We start from the raw sequence: 16736 nt of genomic DNA, 5'->3' as shown, positions 1-16736 counted from the left end.
TCTTACGCTTCCTTTGCAGGTTCAATGGATACGGTAGATTCCGATTTCTGACGGAAACGGTAACGCTTGTCAGACATCGCCAATATGCCACCAATGGACATCACCAAAGCACCGAACCAGATCCAGCGAACAAACGGCTTGTAGTAAATACGAATCGCCCACGCACCATCAGGAAGACGCTCACCCATCGCAATATACAAGTCACGAGTGATGCCGCGATCGATATCAGCTTCCGTCATCATTGAGCGCTGTACGGTGTAGAAACGCTTCTCAGCGTGTAGCGTGTTAATGCGCTTATCACCGCTGTAGATGTCAAAGTCAGCCACGTAACCATCGTAGTTAGGACCGTCTTTGTCACGAAGACCTTGGAAGTGGAAATCATAACCTTGGATTTCTACGCGATCGCCCGGCGCCATTTTCACGTCACGTTCGATGTCATAGTTTTGCACCATAGCGATACCCAATACAGAGATCGCAAGACCGATATGACCGAGCACCATCGCCCAGTGACTGCGACCCAGCTTGCCAAGTCCCGTCATAAAGTCATGGCGATGCGTCGCTCGCTGATAGACTTCGACAGATTGCATGATAATGACCCAAAGGCCCATCACTGCACCCAGCGCTGCAAGTGGTTTGAACACGTCAGCAAAGAACCAAACCAGTCCAATACCTAAGGTGACGGAAATCAGGCCACTGACGATCACTTCCTTTTTCACGTTTTTGAGGTTGTCGCGTTTCCAGCGGATCAGCGGACCAATACCCAACAAAAAGACAAAAGGAACAGAAAGCCAAGTAAACAAGAGATTGAAGAAAGGTTCACCGATGGATACTGATCCTAAGCCGATCTGTTTGTGAACCAAAGGCAATAGCGTACCAAGAAGCACAACCATGAGCGCAGCGACCAAGAAGATATTGTTCGCTAGCAGCACGTTTTCACGTGATACCAATTCAAAGTTGCCGCGTGAGCGCACTTCTGATGCACGCAGCGCGTAAAGCAACAGTGAGCCACCGATTACCGCCACAAGGAAGGCGAGGATGAACAAACCACGCGCCGGATCGGACGCAAATGCGTGAACCGATACCAGTACGCCTGAACGTACCAAGAAGGTGCCGAGTAGACTGAGCGAGAAAGCAGAAATAGCCAGCAATACGGTCCACGCTTTAAACGTGCCGCGTTTTTCAGTTACCGCTAGCGAGTGCATCAATGCGGTACCAGCCAACCAAGGCATGAATGAGGCGTTTTCGACCGGATCCCAGAACCACCAACCACCCCAGCCAAGTTCGTAGTAAGCCCACCATGAACCCAGAGCGATACCTAGCGTCAGAAATACCCACGCAGCCGTGGTCCAAGGACGAGACCAACGCGCCCACGCTGTATCAAGGCGACCCGCCATCAAAGAAGCGATCGCAAACGCAAACGCGACGGAGAAACCGACATAACCCATATAAAGCATCGGTGGGTGAACAATCAGACCCGGATCTTGAAGTAGCGGGTTAAGATCGCGTCCATCCACAGGGAAATAAGGCAAGGTGCGTTCGAACGGGTTTGATGTCACGATGATGAACAACAAGAAGCCAACGCCAATCATGCCCATTACCGCAAGCACACGTGCAACGGATTCTTGTGGCATACCACGGCTAAACACTGCCACAGCAAGCGTCCAACCGGCTTGGATCAATACCCAAAGCAACAAAGAACCTTCGTGCGCGCCCCAAACCGCGGTCAGGCGGTAGTACCAAGGCAATGCGCTGTTAGAGTTGCTCGCCACGTAGCTGACCGTAAAGTCATTGGCATAAAAGGCCCAACTCAACGCGATAAAAGACATCAGCAACATCAGGAACATGCCAATAGCCAGTGGTCGCGCCGAACGCATCATGGCTTGATTTCCGACGTGGGCACCCCACAACGGGTAGATGCTCAGCAGTACTGAGAAACCTAAAGAAATAATCAGGGCAAAATGCCCCAGTTCAGCAATCATTAGTAAGTACCTTGTTTTTGCTGTTCGGTGTATTCAAGCGGTTGATGGTTCTTGTTCATCGCTTCGGCAATTTCAGGCGGCATGTATTCTTCGTCATGCTTAGCCAGCACTTCTTGCGCACGAACCGTGGTTGCATTAACCAATTCGCCCTGCGCCACAATGCCCTGACCTTCACGGAACAAGTCAGGCAAAATACCTTCAAATTCAACCGTTACCGCAGGGCCAATATCGGCGACCTGAAATGTCACTTTAAGCGACTCAGGGTCACGGCTTACTGAGTCTTCAACCACCATGCCGCCGATACGCAAACGTTGACCAACATAGGGTTTAGAACCGTCTGGTTTACCTTGAACAATTTCGGTTGGGGTATAGAACAAGTCCATATTTTGATTGAGCGCATACACCACCAAACCAACCGTTGCGCCTACACCAAACACTAGAGCGATAACTAGCCCTAAGCGTTTCTTGCGTCTTGGGTTCATAACGTGTTCTCCATATTTTGGGCTTTCTTGATACGTTGCTCTCGGGCAACTCTGTTCTTTATTTCACGAATGAGTTTGCGGCGAGTGAGATGAGCCGAAAATACAACCCAAAACATAGCTAAAAATGTAATCGCAAATGCACTCCACACATAGCCAGCATAGCCACCCATGTCTAAGAATGCGGAGAAGGAACTAAAATGCATGGTTAGGCTCTCTCTACCAATTCACGTGCCCAAGGACGATGCGACTCGCGCTGCAAAATTTTGTTTTTTAGTGCCATCAAGGTCGCTGCACCAAAGAACAAAGCAAAACCTACAATGTTTAACAACAGAGGCCATAGCATGTCTGACGCAATTGACGGCTTAGCAAACTTAGTGATAGTTGCCCCTTGGTGTAGGGTATTCCACCACTCCACAGAGAAGTGAATGATCGGCAAGTTGATCACCCCAACCATGGCAAGAATACCTGCAGCACGACCTGCGGTTCGATCATCATCAAACGCATTATACAAAGCGATAACGCCCAAATAGAGAAACAGCAGAATCAACTCTGACGTTAGGCGAGCATCCCATACCCACCAAGCACCCCACATGGGTTTGCCCCATATTGCGCCAGTCACTAACGCAATAAACGTGAACACGGCACCTACTGGCGCCATAGCGGCAGCCGCCCAATCCGAGGTTTTGATTTGCCAAACCATGCCAATGAATGCCGCAATCGCCATCGACATGTACGCACCCATTGACCAAATAGCAGCCGGAACATGGATATAAATGATACGGAAGCTATCACCTTGCTGATAGTCGGACGGCGCAAAAGCCAACCCCCACACCGTTCCAGTGACCAAGGACAACAATGCCAGCACGGCAAACCATGGCAGAAGCGTATTACATAGCTTGTAGGTTGCTTCTGGCTTGGCATAAGGATGAAGCCATTTCCACATTACTCTATCGCTCTTAATTAATTATAAAAATAGGGGTTATTGAACGCTCACCCGCAAAGCAGCAGACACTGCAAACGGTGACAACGTTGCTGAACCGACCAAAAGTGCGCCTAAAATCGCCAATTGACCGTTAATAGGGAAACCATTCGCCGCCATATCAATCGCGGATGTTGCAAAAATTAAAACAGGGATGAAAAGCGGCAATACTAACAGGCTCAACAACACGCCACCTTTACGAAGACCCACCGTTAACGCCACACCAATCGCACCCAAAAAACTCAGCGTGGGAGTACCCAGCAACAGGGTCAACACCACGGCTTGATAAGTTGCCCAATCCAAAGAAAGTAATACTGCTAAAAGTGGGCTAATGATCAAAAGCGGCAGACCTGTTAGCAACCAGTGCGCCACTATTTTGGCAAAGGCTAATACTGATAACGGTTCGGGCATCAGTAACATTTGTTCCAGCGAACCATCAATGAAGTCATCACGAAACAGACGCTCTAGCGACAACACGGCCGCGAGCAATGCAGCTACCCAAATAATACCAGGGGCAATGTCCGCCAATAAGTTAGGCCCAGGACCCACCCCCAAAGGAAACAACATGATCACGATAATGAAAAACCACAATGGGTTTAGCATGTCTGACTGACGACGAAACGCGATCATCAGTTCTCGTCGAATCATGTGATACATGGCAGCGCCCATTATTCGCCCAACCTAATACGACGCAACAATGCATTTCCTTCAAACATATCTTGGTGCGTGGTAAACAACACCATACCGCCCCCATTCACATGTTGCTGAAAGAGGCTCTCCAATACTTTTACACCTTGTTTATCAATGGCGGTCAGTGGCTCATCTAAAATCCAAAGTTTTGACTGGCTAATCCATAGCCGAGCCAACGCCACTCGACGATTTTGCCCTGCTGACAATTGCGCAGCGGGGACATCTTCTCTTCCAGCCAAACCAACACGCGCGAGCGCATCCCACAATACAGATTCATCAGCACTACCATGCATCTGTTGGTAAAACGCCAAGTTTTCAAACGCCGTAAGCTCTCGCTTCACACCCGTGCTATGACCTAGAAAAAGCAAATTGCTGTAGAACTCTTCTCTGGCCTTGGAGACCGGTTGTCCTTGCCAGCTCACTTCACCAGATTCAGCCAAACCCAAGCCCGCAATGATTCTCAACAAAGTGGTTTTACCCGCACCGTTGGGGCCTTCAACTTGCACAAGTTCACCGGGTGATACGGTAAAACAAAGGTCTTCAAACAGCACTCGCTCGTCACGAATACTGCTGAGTTGATGCACTTCCAACATGAGAAATTAGCGTTCCCGGTAAAGTATTCAAAATTATGCCCGATAATAACATAGAGGGTTTTAGACCGTTAGCGGTGCGATAACGCTCTTGCTCGTCACGCGTTAATAATTGTGAGTAAATATGAAAATAGATAACACCAGCAACATCAAACTATTAACGCTTGAGTCCGTTAAGAACAATCTTTCAGATAAACTGTTGAATATTGGACAAGAAAGAACCCTTCAAGGCTCTCAGCCGCAACCTGCATCCTCGCAGCTTTCACAAGTGCTAAGACTTATCAATCTGTTTCCATTGCTCATGCACTCGCCGTCACTTTCTCCATTAACAAAAACGCCCGAGAGCAACACCCCTAGCGCACTGAACATATTGCTGAAAACACTCATAATGCCAAACACGCCAGAGCTTGCCGCAAAATGGCTTGCGGAGAGACAATCAGACAAAGCGCTTCTCGACGCCCTTCGACAGACCACAACGTTGATGCCTGACAATGATGCGAGTGGGAAAATCAAAGCGCTATTGATGCTATTAACCGAGCAAAGGGTGCTCGACGGAAACAAAGCCAATGAGTATCACTGGTATTTCCCTCTTAGTCAGATTTCCCCTACCCCAGTTCACGTTACCGCCAAGAAGAAGACCGTGGGTAAGCGGAAAAAATCGCAATGGAGCATTAGCGTTAATTTGACACTGTCAAAAAATCGACACCTTACAGCGACGGCAGATATTAACGATAAATCTATGGCACTGCGATTTACCACTGACTCGCCAAGCTTAGAGAAATTACTCGAACAGTCGCTTCCAGCGCTAGAGCAACAATTGAGTAAACACAATATTTGCGTCTCTCAGTGCGAGATTAACGTCAGTGAAAACCACGAACCCGCATCCTTAGAAAGTGGAGTGAACATTCAAGTATGAAAAAGCCAAAAGCAGCTGTCGCACTTCGATATGATGGTGTTAATGCACCACAAGTCAGTGCTAAAGGGTATGAAGCATTAGCTGAAAAGCTGATTGATGAAATGGAAAAAAATGGAGGCTTAATACATAGCGATGAAACCTTAATGAATTGGCTTTCAGCACTAGAAGTGGGTGATGAAATCCCGGAGCAAGTGTATCTGGTTATTGCTGAATTAATTGCTTTCGCGTGGTATTTAGACGGAAAAACCCCGCCCGGATGGGAAGGGTCTGTCGTCAACCAATCGGTTTAAGCGCACGTTCGCTTTGAGAAAGCCTAAAAGCGCTATCGAGCCCGACATTGTCACACCGAGATTTCGTCAATCACGGTGTTAGCCTTGGCATCTATTGAGTCAGGCTATTGCGTTAAAGCTATCTAACCATTCGTTGCTTTCGGATGCTCAACAACAGTTCTGCTTCTGCTTTAGGAAGATCACACTCTTCCATTAGCTCATGAATATCAGCACCTAGCTCAACCATCTTACTTGCGCGACTATAAAGTCGCCCGTCTGGGTCGTGCATTTCCAACTCGTTTTGCTTATACACCAAGTCATCGAATCGTTGGGATAGCTCGGCAAGTTTTTGGCTCATACCGATTGAGCCTGCACGCAATTCATTGAATTGCTTTGATAAGCTCTCATGCTGCTGGCGAGAGTTTTTAAACAACAACTCCATGGCTTGGAACTTTGCATCCAAGCTCAGTCTCGCTTTCTTCTCTCGGCGTATTAGCACGAACGCAACCACCGCCACGATGATAGACACACCGAGCGGTAGCCAGTGCAACACGGCCTCAAGCATTAGAGCATGGCCATGTCTGACCACTCGTCATCAGAGAGCAGTTTGTTCAAATCAACAAGGATAAGCAGACTGCCATTGCGGTTGCTCACGCCCTGAATGAACTTGGCACTTTCATCCGTACCCACACTTGGTGTGGTATCGATTTCAGATGTCTTGAGGTAAACCACCTCTGCCACACTGTCGACCATAATACCGATGACTTGCGATTCGGCCTCGATAACAATCACGCGAGTGTTATCGCTCACATCGCCTTGCATCAAACCAAAGCGAGAGCGTGTATCGATAACCGTAACCACGTTGCCACGAAGGTTAATAATGCCCAGAACATAGTCTGGTGCACCCGGTACCGGCGCGATTTCGGAATAGCGTAATACTTCTCTAACCTGCATAACGTTAATGCCATAGGTTTCTTCTTCCAGCTGGAAGGTCACCCACTGTAGGACCTCGTCATTCACGTTATCTTTTTGAACTTCAGCTACCTGAGACATTTGTTTTCCTCTTTACGTGCTGTGCTGCGTCAATTACGCCAACGCGTTGGCATCTATACCTTGATTTAGCATGGCAATCAGCGCTTTGACGTGAATCAATGCGCACATTCTTTCTTTTACTAATCCGGCCAACCAAGGCCGTTTGCCTGCTTGTTCACGCCATCGCACTTGCTCTCCCTTGAGGGACTCTGTTCCTAAAAGAGAATTGCATGCCAATCCCCATTTACTGTCACCCAAGAGCACAATATAACTATAGCCTTCGCGATGGCTGTTATCCGTTATTTTTTCTGGCATCACCCACTTCGCCGTATCGACAACGTCAAGCTGTTGATCTCGCTCGGTTTGCAAGCCTAAATACCAGTCTGGTCGACCGATTAAATGATTGCAGTCTTCTAGTCTATGAATGCCGCCAAGCTCTGCCAGTGGCACTGCATAAGTCACACCAAATGACTCGAAGAACAACACTTGAAACGCATATTCTGACGCAATGTTTTGCCATGGCGGTGCGATGTCTTCGTCTGCTTGCACCTCAGGTTCAACGTCAGTCTCGACCTCTGGTTCTACATACGCAGTGTCTTCAACGTAAAAGTCTTCTGACGCTGGGGCTTCTACCTGTTCAATAACAAAGTCATCGACGGCAAGATCTACCTGGGGTTCAGCATCAGTCACTTCCGCTATCGCTTCTTCTGTCGCAGCGGCTTCAGCGTACGTTTGCATGTCGACGACAACATCTTCAGTGACTTGAGTTTGCTCAAGTACTTCGATGTCTGAAACCGTATCTACATGCGTTTCGAGATCCAAATCAACATCAACAGATGCTTCTGTTTCTGTCTCGGTCTCGACTTCCGCCTCTGTAACAACCTCTGTGAGAGCGTCGACTTCTGTTTCAAGGTCAACGTCAACGACCTCTTCGACTTCAACTTCTAAGCCCTCTTCGAGCTGAAGCTGACTAAGCAGTCTCTCAACTGAAGACAAATCGCGCTGTTGTTTCGTGAGTGTGGCACCAGAGAATAGCGGTATCGCTTCAGCCTTCGCGGGCTGTAATGTCAACTCAGCGACGTCTGCGATGTCTGATTTCACATCCGTGTGGGTACGCTGCTGGTCATCATCTTCCAGCAACGCATCAAAGTAATCGTCCAGCGCCTGAACACTGGATAACACACGGCTATCTTTCATCCTGTTCCAGTCGCTCCAAATAAGAAAGCAGCGTTTTATAAGCAAAAACGCCGCGACAATTCTTCGCGTAATACGACGGAGGCATATGCTTTAAACTCGCATCACGGAATTTCGTGTCAATAGGTACAGCCGATGTCCAAACCTGATCGGGGTAACGCACTTTCAGCTGCTGCAGTGTTTCTAGCGACGCGCGAGTGCGCTTGTCGTACATGGTCGGAACAATACAGACTTTAAATGCGGAACTGCGTGACTTTTGCATGATCTGCAAAGTGCGGATCATGCGTTCCAAGCCTTTCATGGCCAAGAACTCAGTCTGAACAGGAATGAGAATTCGGTTACTTGCTGCTAACGCATTCACCATCATGACCCCCAAAATAGGCGGGCAATCGATGAGCGCATAATCGTATTCATCTTCTAGGCAGGCTAATGTCTTTTTGAGCATTAGCCCCATGCCCCCTCGATTTCCCATCGCTCTGTCCAATGTCGCTAGCGACATATGAGAAGGCAGTAGATCGAGGTTCTTATATTCGGTATTGAGAATGAGCGGTTTAACCGTATCTCGGCTTATAGTCTGGAGTTGAAAAAGATCAAACAGCGTTTGTGGCAACGTCTCTGAATCGTAATTCAGATACGTGGTTAACGAAGCATGGGGATCGGTATCGATCAGCAGTACACGCTTGTTTCTTTCACTGAGAAGCCCAGCAAGAGTAATGGTTGAGGTTGTTTTCCCAACACCGCCCTTCTGGTTTGCAATGCTCCAGACTATCACAGCCGCTCCTTATACCAGATTGAGCTCGACGAGAATTCGCTCTGCAATACGATCGAGAGGCAGGTCTTCTGTAGAAATCCCTGCTTTCGCCACCGCTTGCGGCATACCGTAAACCACACAGCTATCTTCGTCTTGCGCCCAAACGGTTGAACCTTGTTGTTTCAGCATTCTAGCGCCGTCTCGACCGTCCGCACCCATTCCGGTGAGTACCATCGACAACACTTTATCGCCATATACGTTTGCAGCTGAGCCAAAAGTCACATCGACACAAGGCTTGTAATTCATACGATCGCCGCCATCAATGATTTTGACACGGGTAGCGCCTGGGCGTCCATCGATCATCATCTGCATGCCGCCTGGCGCAAGGTAGGCGGTTCCTGCCTTAAGTGGCTCACCGTCTTGCGCTTCTTTGACTGAGATTTTGCAAAGGCCGTTAAGACGCTGAGCAAAAGCTGCAGTAAACGTAGAAGGCATGTGCTGAATCAGCAAAATAGGCATTGGGTAGTTCGCAGGTAACGCACTGAGCACTTTTTGCAGTGCAACAGGGCCACCGGTCGAGGTGCCAATCGCAGTCAATTGATAGCGTTTGCCACTGGCCTTAAAACGCCCCATAGAAGACACAGGACGAGTTGGCACTGCGGTGCCAGTTGCTAAACCACTGCCCGCCATTGGGCGAACAGGGGTTCGCGTGACTGTCGCACCCGCAGAGACAGGCGTTGACATAGCAGGTGCTGGTGCAACTGCTGGACGGCGCATGAAAGAGCGTTTTCGCGCAATTTCACTCACACGCTGCTGAAGCAGGCTGACTGCGTCATCACGGTTTCGCGCGATGTCTTCGAATTTTTTCGGTAAGAAATCGAGGGCACCCGCATCCAACGCATCCAACGTCGCTTTTGCACCGTCATGTGTCAGTGAAGAGAACATCAAAATTGGCGTCGGATTGGTGCGCATGATCTCGCGCACCGCCGTAATGCCATCCATTACAGGCATTTCGATGTCCATCGTGATTACATCGGGTTTTAGCTTTGCCGCTTTCTCAACCGCCTCTTTACCATTGACTGCACAGTCAATAACTTCAAGACGCGGATCCCCGTTAATAATTTCACTTACTCGGCGGCGGAAAAAGCTAGAATCGTCCACCACCAAAACTTTCACTGACATGTCATTCCTTATAATTATTATCGGCCAGCGTAACGCTTAAGCAGATTTGGCACGTCCAAAATCAATGCAATATGGCCATCACTGGTGATCGTTGCACCCGCCATACCCGGCGTACCTTGCAGCAATTCATCCAGCGGCTTAATCACCACTTCTTCTTGACCAATCAACGAGTCGACCACAAAGGCGATTGGTTGATGCCCCATTTGAACAATCACGACGTGACCGCTATCTCTGACTGACGCACGCGTTTTGCATAGCCAATCTTGGAGATAGAACAATGGAATGGCCTTGTCTCGAACAATGATGGTCAATTGACCGTCAACGGTATTGGTACGAGACAGATCCAAGCTGATGATTTCATTTACGTTCGACAATGGGAACGCAAATGGATTATTACCAATACCCACCATCAACGTTGGGAGTATTGCTAACGTCAACGGCACTTTGATTGAAATAATGGTGCCGCGGCCCAACACAGAGTCGATAGAAATCGTACCGTTTAGCTGGGTGATCGCAGTTTTCACTACGTCCATACCCACGCCACGGCCAGAGATATCTGAGATCTCGACTTTGGTTGAAAAGCCTGGCGCAAAAATCAAGTTAAACGCTTCAGTATCCGTCAAACGGGCTGCTGCATCTGCATCCAACACACCGCGATCGATAGCGATTCCGCGCAGTTTTTCCGCGTCCATACCGCCACCATCATCTTCGATAGTTAGCAGGATGTGATCGCCTTCTTGTGATGCAGCCAGCGTCACAGTACCTACACGAGGTTTACCGTTTTGCTCGCGAACATCCGGCATCTCGATACCGTGGTCAACGGAGTTTCGCACCAAGTGGACCATTGGGTCTGCAAGTGCTTCGACCAAGTTTTTATCGAGGTCGGTTTCTTCGCCGCGCATTTCCAGAACGATATCTTTCTTAAGGGTTCGTGCTAAGTCACGTACAACGCGAGGGAAACGACCAAAGACTTTCTTGATCGGCTGCATACGCGTTTGCATAACAGCGCCTTGCAAATCGGCCGTCACAACGTCGAGGTTGGTCACGGCTTTCGCCATGTGCTCGTCATCACTGTTAGCACCTAGGCTCACCAAACGGTTACGCACCAACACAAGCTCACCCACCATATTCATGATGGTGTCGAGTGTTGACGTGTTCACACGAACAGTTTGCTCTGGTTGTGCAACCGGTGTTTTCTTTTCTTCCACTTTTGCAGGTGGTTTAGCAACAGCAGCAGGCGGCTTAGGTGCAGGAGCTTCTGCTTTGGGAGCAGGTGCTGGCGCCGGAGCAGGCTTTGGTTCCGCTTTTGGCGCGGCAGCCGCTGGAGCTGGAGCTGGAGCTGGTGCATTGTTCGACGCCTCTGCTTCGATAGGGCTTTTGCCCTTACCGTGCAGCTCATCTAACAGCTTTTCAAATTCGTCATCAGTGATTTCATCACTGCTTGGGCTTTCAACCGATGAATTCTGTGGTGGTGGTGTCGCTTGAGCGGCATCGCCATCAAGAGCTGGACCTTTGCCCGAGCCATGAAGCTCATCTAGCAAACGGTCAAATTCATCGTCCGTCATATCACCGCTGTCGGCAGCAGGAGCAGACGACGCTGCTTCGCTTGGCTGTGAGCCATTCGCAGTCGGTGATTGGCCTTTGCCGTGAAGCTGATCAAGCAAACGGTCGAATTCATCGTCGGTGATTTCGTCGACAGAATCGCCCGCAATGGCCTCGCCTTGCTCAGCAGGGGCTTCAGCCACAACTTCAGGTTCCGGTTCCGGCTCTGGTTCCGGTTCTGGCTCAGGTGCGACAGCTTCTGGCTCGGCTTCGTCTTCTGAGGCAGGTTTGGCATACTTGTGCAGTGCTTCCAACAATGCAGGGTCTGCCGCGGGTGAAGGTTCGCTTTGTTGCACGCATGCAAACTGCTCGTTCACCGTATCAAGCGCCTGAAGAATGATATCCATGACTTCAGCGTTGAGAGGGCGGCCACCGTTGCGGAGGTTATCAAAAATGTTTTCAGCACCGTGGCAAGTATCTACCAGCTCTGTGAGTGACAAAAAGCCTGCGCCACCTTTAACCGTGTGAAACCCTCGGAAAATTGCATTCAGCAAATCGCGGTCATCTGGAGTTTTTTCCAGATCCACGAGTTGTTCTGACAATAGTTCTAGAATTTCCCCTGCTTCGATCAAAAAGTCCTGCAGGATTTCTTCATCCATTTCAAAGCTCATAACGCACCCCTAAAAGCCAAGGCTTGAAAGTAAATCGTCCACGTCGTCCTGGCTTTGCATCACTTGTTTCTCTTGACGCTGCTCTTCAGTCACGACAGGCCCTTCAGCCTCGATGCCAGATTGTTGTTCTGTTTCTAATTCTGTGTCTTTTGGTTCGTCATCTAAACCAAATGCCGTTAGGATTTCCACCAGCTGGCTTTCGACTTCTTGAACCAATTCAATAACGCGTCTAATGACCTGACCCGTCAAATCTTGGAAGTCTTGAGCCATCAAAATTTCGGTCAACTGACCGTGCAACTTGGTGGTATCCCCTTCGACTTGCGTCAACAAACCATCTAGCTGATGACAAAGCAATTTGAAACTTGCAATGTCAATCCGCCCCCCCATCAGGTTGTTCCACTGAGGTCTAACCTGAGCAAGACAATCTTGTAGGTTATCGGCGATAGGTAACGTCGCTTCCACTGCATCCATGGTTCGGTTTGCAGCAATTTCCGTTTTTTCCATAACAAAGTTAAGGCGGTCTTTAGCATCAGGGATCTCGCTATTAGCAAGATCACTGACACGCGGATCCAATCGGAAATTAGACAGCGAATCGTGCAGTTGCCGGGTCAGTTTCCCAACCTCATTGAAGAGCGGATTACGCGTGTCACTTGCCAATTTGGCCAGCAACTCATTCGCGCTTTCCTGATTCCCTTCTTCAAGCAAACTGACCAATTCTTTAGCTTGGTCGAGTGTTATCATTGTTTTATTAATCCTTCACTGCGCGAAGAAACAAATCACATGCGTTCGAAAATCTTGTCCAGCTTCTCTTTCAAGGTTGCCGCAGTGAATGGTTTAACAATGTAACCATTCACACCAGCTTGAGCTGCTTCAACGATTTGCTCACGCTTCGCTTCTGCAGTGATCATCAGCACAGGAAGATGCTTAAGATCCGCGTCAGAGCGAATGTTCTTCAACAGGTCAATACCCTGCATACCTGGCATGTTCCAGTCAGTAACGACGAAATCAATACCGCCTTTCTTGAGAATTGGCAGCGCTGTTAGGCCGTCATCTGCTTCAACAGTGTTGTTGAAACCCAGATCACGAAGGAGGTTCTTAACGATACGTCGCATTGTTGAGAAGTCATCAACAACGAGGATTTTCATGTTTGTGTTCAAAGTTGCCTCCGGTGAGGTCCCTTATAATTATAAAAACTTACTTTGACCAAGCAGTAAGCTTGGTCCGTAACCGCTGCATTGCCTGATTTTGAATCTGGCAAACTCGGGATTCGCTGACCCCGATAATGGCACCAATCTCCTTGAGGTTAAGTTCCTCGTCGTAATAGAGAGAGAGTACCAAAGCCTCTCTTTCAGGGAGTCCTTTAATAGCTTGGGCTAGGTGCGCCTTAAAACTATCTTCCGCGACTTCCTCAAAGGGAAGGTTTTCTTCTCGATGACTTTCAGTGACGAAAGCATCTTCTGAAACGCCCAGATCTTCGATACCAATTAAACGTCCAGCATTGATATCGTTTTGTATCTGATAATACTGGTCAAGGCTCATCCCCAGGCGTTTCGCAATTTCTTTGTCGCTAGGGTCTCGCCCTAACTCGCCTTCAAGCTTTGCAATTACATCGCTAATTTGGCGGTTATTTCTGTGTACAGAGCGTGGAACCCAATCGCCTTTGCGGATGTCATCTAGCATGGCACCACGAATGCGTATTCCGGCATAGGTTTCAAAACTCGCGCCTTTTGAAGCATCATAGTTTTGTTGCGCTTCCAGCAAACCAATCATGCCGGCCTGAATTAAATCGTCGACCTGCACGTTGGGGGGCAAACGTGAAACCAGATGATGAGCAATGCGCTTAACCAGCGTCGAATATTGCTCAAATACCGTTTCCGTTGATGCGCCTGTTCTGCTGTAGGTGAGCGCTCTATTCACCGAGATAGTCCCCTGCTGCTTCATCTCGAACGAGCAGCCGCTCTACAAAAAACTCTAAATGTCCACCTGGGTTACGAGGTACTGGCCAAGTCAACGCTTTGTTCGCCAGCGCGTTCAACGCCAAGGCTGCCGGTGATTGAGGGAATGCATCAACAACCACTTTTTGCTTTTTAACAGACTGACGCACACGTTCATCTAATGGAACACATGCTACTAATTCTAGATTAGCATTTAAAAATCTTTCTGTTACACGCGTTAATTTTGTAAATAAATCTCTACCTTCGCGATAACTGCGCACCATATTGGCGACAACTTTAAAGCGAGTGACGCCATGTTCACGGCTTAAAAGCTTAATCAAAGCGTATGCATCCGTGATGGATGTCGGCTCATCACACACCACAATCACGACGTCTTGTGCTGCACGAGAAAAGCTTAACACCATGTCTGAAATACCCGCAGCGGTGTCAACGAGCAACACATCCACTTCTTCGTCCAATGTGCCAAACGCTCTGATCAAACCGGCGTGCTGCGCAGTCGACAATTCAGTCATACCGCGCATGCCTGATGAGGCAGGGATAATCTTTAAGCCATGCGGCCCTTCGACAATAATGTCTTTAAGGTCGCAAACACCTTGCATTACGTGACTTAGGTTTTTGCCGACACGTAATCCCAACAGCACATCAATGTTCGCCAAACCTAAGTCGGCATCCAACACCATGACCTTTTTGCCTTGCTTGGCCATAGACATGCCCATGCCCAAGGTAATGTTGGTTTTACCTACGCCACCTTTACCACCGGTTACGGTGATTACTTTGGTGCGAGTCGGGTTTGTCAGGCGGCGGAGGCCGCTTGCTTGATCATGCATGGTTGTCTCAATCATAAAAGTCCGCCGCATTCGACTCTGGTACATCATGACTCCAGAAATGGTTTTGCTGCTCTGAATCTTGATCCATCAGTTCACTCGCTCTGTTGACCAGATATCTTCCGCTGGCATGACGAATGTCTTCCGGCACTCGTTGCCCATCAGCGAGATAGGTGACTGGAAGCGCGTTTTCAATTGTCACACTCAGTAGTTCACCTAAGCTGAGAGATTCATCCAGTTTCGTTAACACACACCCTGACAGGGGAATGCGACGAAAATGGTCAATGGTCTCTTGTAACACGCGACGCTGTGAGGTGGCGGGTAAAACAAGTAAGCTTCGGATATGTGAACCACTGCTTTGGATCAGAGTATCAAGTTGTTCTGATAACCTAAGATCACGCTGGCCCATGCCTGCGGTATCTAACAGAATCAATCGACGATGACGTAACTGATACAGAATATCGGCCAGTGTGTCTGCATCTTTAGCAACTTTTACCGGACAACCTAAAATTCTGCCGTACGTTGCCAATTGCTCATGCGCACCGATACGAAATGTATCTGTAGTCACCAGTGCTATTTCTTCTGGGCCGAAGTCCATTGCTGCCCGTGCCGCAAGTTTCGCGATCGTGGTGGTTTTCCCTACGCCTGTTGGCCCTAAAAGGGCAATAACGCCACCCGTTTCTAACAGATTCTCACTCGATGTAATCACCTGATCTGCCACAAGTTCTAGCAGTTCAGACCAGGCTTCGTTCGGAGGAGTATCTTCTGGAATATAACCGGCTAACTGGTCTGCTAGCACGGGAGATATTCCCATTTTTTCTAGTCGTTTAATCAACATGGCGCGAAGCGGTTCTTTACGCTCCACTTCTTGCCACATCAAGCCTGAAAGCTGGTGCTCTAGCAGGCTACGAATCGTTGCCATTTCTTTGCGCATCGCTTCCATTTCATCAGGCTGACGAGGCGCAGATTTACGTGTTTCTTTACGCGTAGCATCAAGACGATTTTCCTGACGCGCGGCACTACGAGGGTCACGGCGCTCTAACTCGTCACGTTTTTGACGGTAGAGACGGTCGAGTTCCTGACCTTTCGCTTGTTGGCTACTGCGCGAGGATGCTGATCCATACCCTTGCGCTACTCCACCCGCGGCATTGTTAGCGCCGGTGCGAGCTGAATGCGTGCTTTGCTGACCATTTGTCGCAGGTCGAAGCGATTGCTGCTGTCCACCATATGCCGCTTCAGTTTCACGACGGCGAACATCATTTTGACGAGCAAGCAGAGCGCTAAGCGAATCGACTTCAGGCTCTTCCTCGCGCTCGTTATCCGGCAACTGTGACTGATAGCGATCAAGCAAACTTGAAAACTTGCTACCCAGCGCGCCACCCAGCGGTTTTCTTGCCGCTTCTTTATTGATGTCGCGACGCAAGTGCACTTTGTCTTCGGCAATTCGACGCTGTGGCTGTGCGCGATCCATGCTTTGCGCCATTTGCGTCTTGGCCGCTTCTTTGCGCACATCACGGGTTGGCGTTTCAGTATCAACTGCCGCCACGATTTCGACACCGCCGGTCACTTTTTTGTTGGACATGATAACCGCATCGGCGCCGAGTGCTTCTTTCACTTCGGCCAATGCAGTTCGCATGTCTTTGGCAAAAAATCGTTTAATTTTCAAAATCGTTGTCCTGA

The 16736-nt window shown here is 48.9% G+C and carries 19 protein-coding genes; 2 read left to right on the top strand and 17 right to left on the bottom strand.

Annotated elements, in window-relative coordinates:
• Positions 1-2 precede the first annotated feature (2 nt).
• Genes Q365_RS0118895 through ccmA form a run of 6 tightly spaced genes read right to left on the bottom strand, consistent with a single transcriptional unit; the run spans position 3 to position 4723 of the window.
• Positions 3-1979, bottom strand: coding sequence for a heme lyase CcmF/NrfE family subunit (locus Q365_RS0118895; protein ID WP_028024808.1), 1977 nt, complete (start codon positions 1977-1979; stop codon positions 3-5).
• Complete coding sequence (ccmE, locus tag Q365_RS0118890) at positions 1979-2461, bottom strand: cytochrome c maturation protein CcmE (protein ID WP_028024807.1); 483 nt, start codon at positions 2459-2461, stop codon at positions 1979-1981. Before ccmE ends, Q365_RS0118895 begins: the two co-directional genes overlap by 1 nt.
• Positions 2458-2664, bottom strand: coding sequence for a heme exporter protein CcmD (gene ccmD / locus Q365_RS0118885; protein WP_028024806.1), 207 nt, complete (start codon positions 2662-2664; stop codon positions 2458-2460). Before ccmD ends, ccmE begins: the two co-directional genes overlap by 4 nt.
• A gap of 2 nt (positions 2665-2666) precedes the next feature.
• Positions 2667-3404, bottom strand: coding sequence for a heme ABC transporter permease (locus Q365_RS0118880; RefSeq protein ID WP_028024805.1), 738 nt, complete (start codon positions 3402-3404; stop codon positions 2667-2669).
• Between the two features lie 36 nt (positions 3405-3440).
• Entirely contained in the window at positions 3441-4109 is a 669-nt protein-coding gene (gene ccmB, locus Q365_RS0118875) for a heme exporter protein CcmB (RefSeq protein WP_028024804.1), read from the bottom strand.
• Complete coding sequence (gene ccmA / locus Q365_RS0118870; protein ID WP_028024803.1) at positions 4109-4723, bottom strand: cytochrome c biogenesis heme-transporting ATPase CcmA; 615 nt, start codon at positions 4721-4723, stop codon at positions 4109-4111. Before ccmA ends, ccmB begins: the two co-directional genes overlap by 1 nt.
• 121 nt (positions 4724-4844) lie before the next feature.
• Between ccmA and Q365_RS0118865 the strand changes: the two genes are divergently transcribed.
• Together Q365_RS0118865 and Q365_RS0118860 are read left to right on the top strand one after the other, a co-directional pair.
• Positions 4845-5636, top strand: a complete 792-nt coding sequence (locus Q365_RS0118865; protein ID WP_028024802.1) for a flagellar hook-length control protein FliK — start codon at positions 4845-4847, stop codon at positions 5634-5636.
• Positions 5633-5926, top strand: coding sequence for an EscU/YscU/HrcU family type III secretion system export apparatus switch protein (locus Q365_RS0118860; RefSeq protein ID WP_028024801.1), 294 nt, complete (start codon positions 5633-5635; stop codon positions 5924-5926). Before Q365_RS0118865 ends, Q365_RS0118860 begins: the two co-directional genes overlap by 4 nt.
• Positions 5927-6044: 118 nt before the next feature.
• Here the strand turns inward: Q365_RS0118860 and Q365_RS0118855 are convergent, their stop codons facing one another.
• Genes Q365_RS0118855 through flhF form a run of 11 tightly spaced genes read right to left on the bottom strand, consistent with a single transcriptional unit; the run spans position 6045 to position 16722 of the window.
• Complete coding sequence (locus tag Q365_RS0118855; protein ID WP_028024800.1) at positions 6045-6470, bottom strand: DUF2802 domain-containing protein; 426 nt, start codon at positions 6468-6470, stop codon at positions 6045-6047.
• Positions 6470-6958 (bottom strand): chemotaxis protein CheW, encoded by a 489-nt coding sequence (locus Q365_RS0118850; protein ID WP_028024799.1) that lies wholly within the window; start codon positions 6956-6958, stop codon positions 6470-6472. The genes Q365_RS0118855 and Q365_RS0118850 overlap by 1 nt, the downstream gene beginning before the upstream one ends.
• A gap of 33 nt (positions 6959-6991) precedes the next feature.
• The gene (locus Q365_RS0118845) at positions 6992-8134 is read right to left on the bottom strand and encodes a chemotaxis protein CheW (RefSeq protein WP_028024798.1); all 1143 of its coding nucleotides are present in this window, start codon (positions 8132-8134) and stop codon (positions 6992-6994) included.
• Entirely contained in the window at positions 8124-8903 is a 780-nt protein-coding gene (locus tag Q365_RS0118840; RefSeq protein ID WP_028024797.1) for a ParA family protein, read from the bottom strand. The genes Q365_RS0118845 and Q365_RS0118840 overlap by 11 nt, the downstream gene beginning before the upstream one ends.
• 9 nt (positions 8904-8912) lie before the next feature.
• The gene (locus Q365_RS0118835; RefSeq protein ID WP_028024796.1) at positions 8913-10064 is read right to left on the bottom strand and encodes a protein-glutamate methylesterase/protein-glutamine glutaminase; all 1152 of its coding nucleotides are present in this window, start codon (positions 10062-10064) and stop codon (positions 8913-8915) included.
• Between the two features lie 17 nt (positions 10065-10081).
• Entirely contained in the window at positions 10082-12277 is a 2196-nt protein-coding gene (locus Q365_RS0118830) for a chemotaxis protein CheA (RefSeq protein ID WP_028024795.1), read from the bottom strand.
• A 9-nt stretch (positions 12278-12286) separates the two neighbouring features.
• Positions 12287-13018 carry a protein phosphatase CheZ gene (locus Q365_RS0118825; RefSeq protein ID WP_028024794.1) on the bottom strand — a complete coding sequence of 244 codons (732 nt, stop codon included), beginning with the start codon at positions 13016-13018 and terminating at the stop codon, positions 12287-12289.
• 35 nt (positions 13019-13053) lie between these two features.
• Positions 13054-13422: a chemotaxis response regulator CheY gene (gene cheY, locus Q365_RS0118820; RefSeq protein ID WP_035025371.1), complete on the bottom strand. Its 369-nt coding sequence runs from the start codon at positions 13420-13422 to the stop codon at positions 13054-13056.
• A gap of 49 nt (positions 13423-13471) precedes the next feature.
• On the bottom strand, positions 13472-14194 hold the full coding sequence (locus tag Q365_RS0118815) for an RNA polymerase sigma factor FliA (protein ID WP_028024792.1): 723 nt from the start codon (positions 14192-14194) through the stop codon (positions 13472-13474).
• Positions 14187-15074 (bottom strand): MinD/ParA family protein, encoded by an 888-nt coding sequence (locus Q365_RS0118810; protein ID WP_028024791.1) that lies wholly within the window; start codon positions 15072-15074, stop codon positions 14187-14189. The genes Q365_RS0118815 and Q365_RS0118810 overlap by 8 nt, the downstream gene beginning before the upstream one ends.
• Positions 15067-16722, bottom strand: a complete 1656-nt coding sequence (gene flhF / locus Q365_RS0118805; RefSeq protein ID WP_028024790.1) for a flagellar biosynthesis protein FlhF — start codon at positions 16720-16722, stop codon at positions 15067-15069. The genes Q365_RS0118810 and flhF overlap by 8 nt, the downstream gene beginning before the upstream one ends.
• Positions 16723-16736: the final 14 nt, after the last annotated feature.

The sequence above is a fragment of the Enterovibrio calviensis DSM 14347 genome, assembly GCF_000621165.1.
Classification (GTDB): domain Bacteria; phylum Pseudomonadota; class Gammaproteobacteria; order Enterobacterales; family Vibrionaceae; genus Enterovibrio; species Enterovibrio calviensis.
This window is presented reverse-complemented; position numbering and strand designations above follow the sequence as displayed.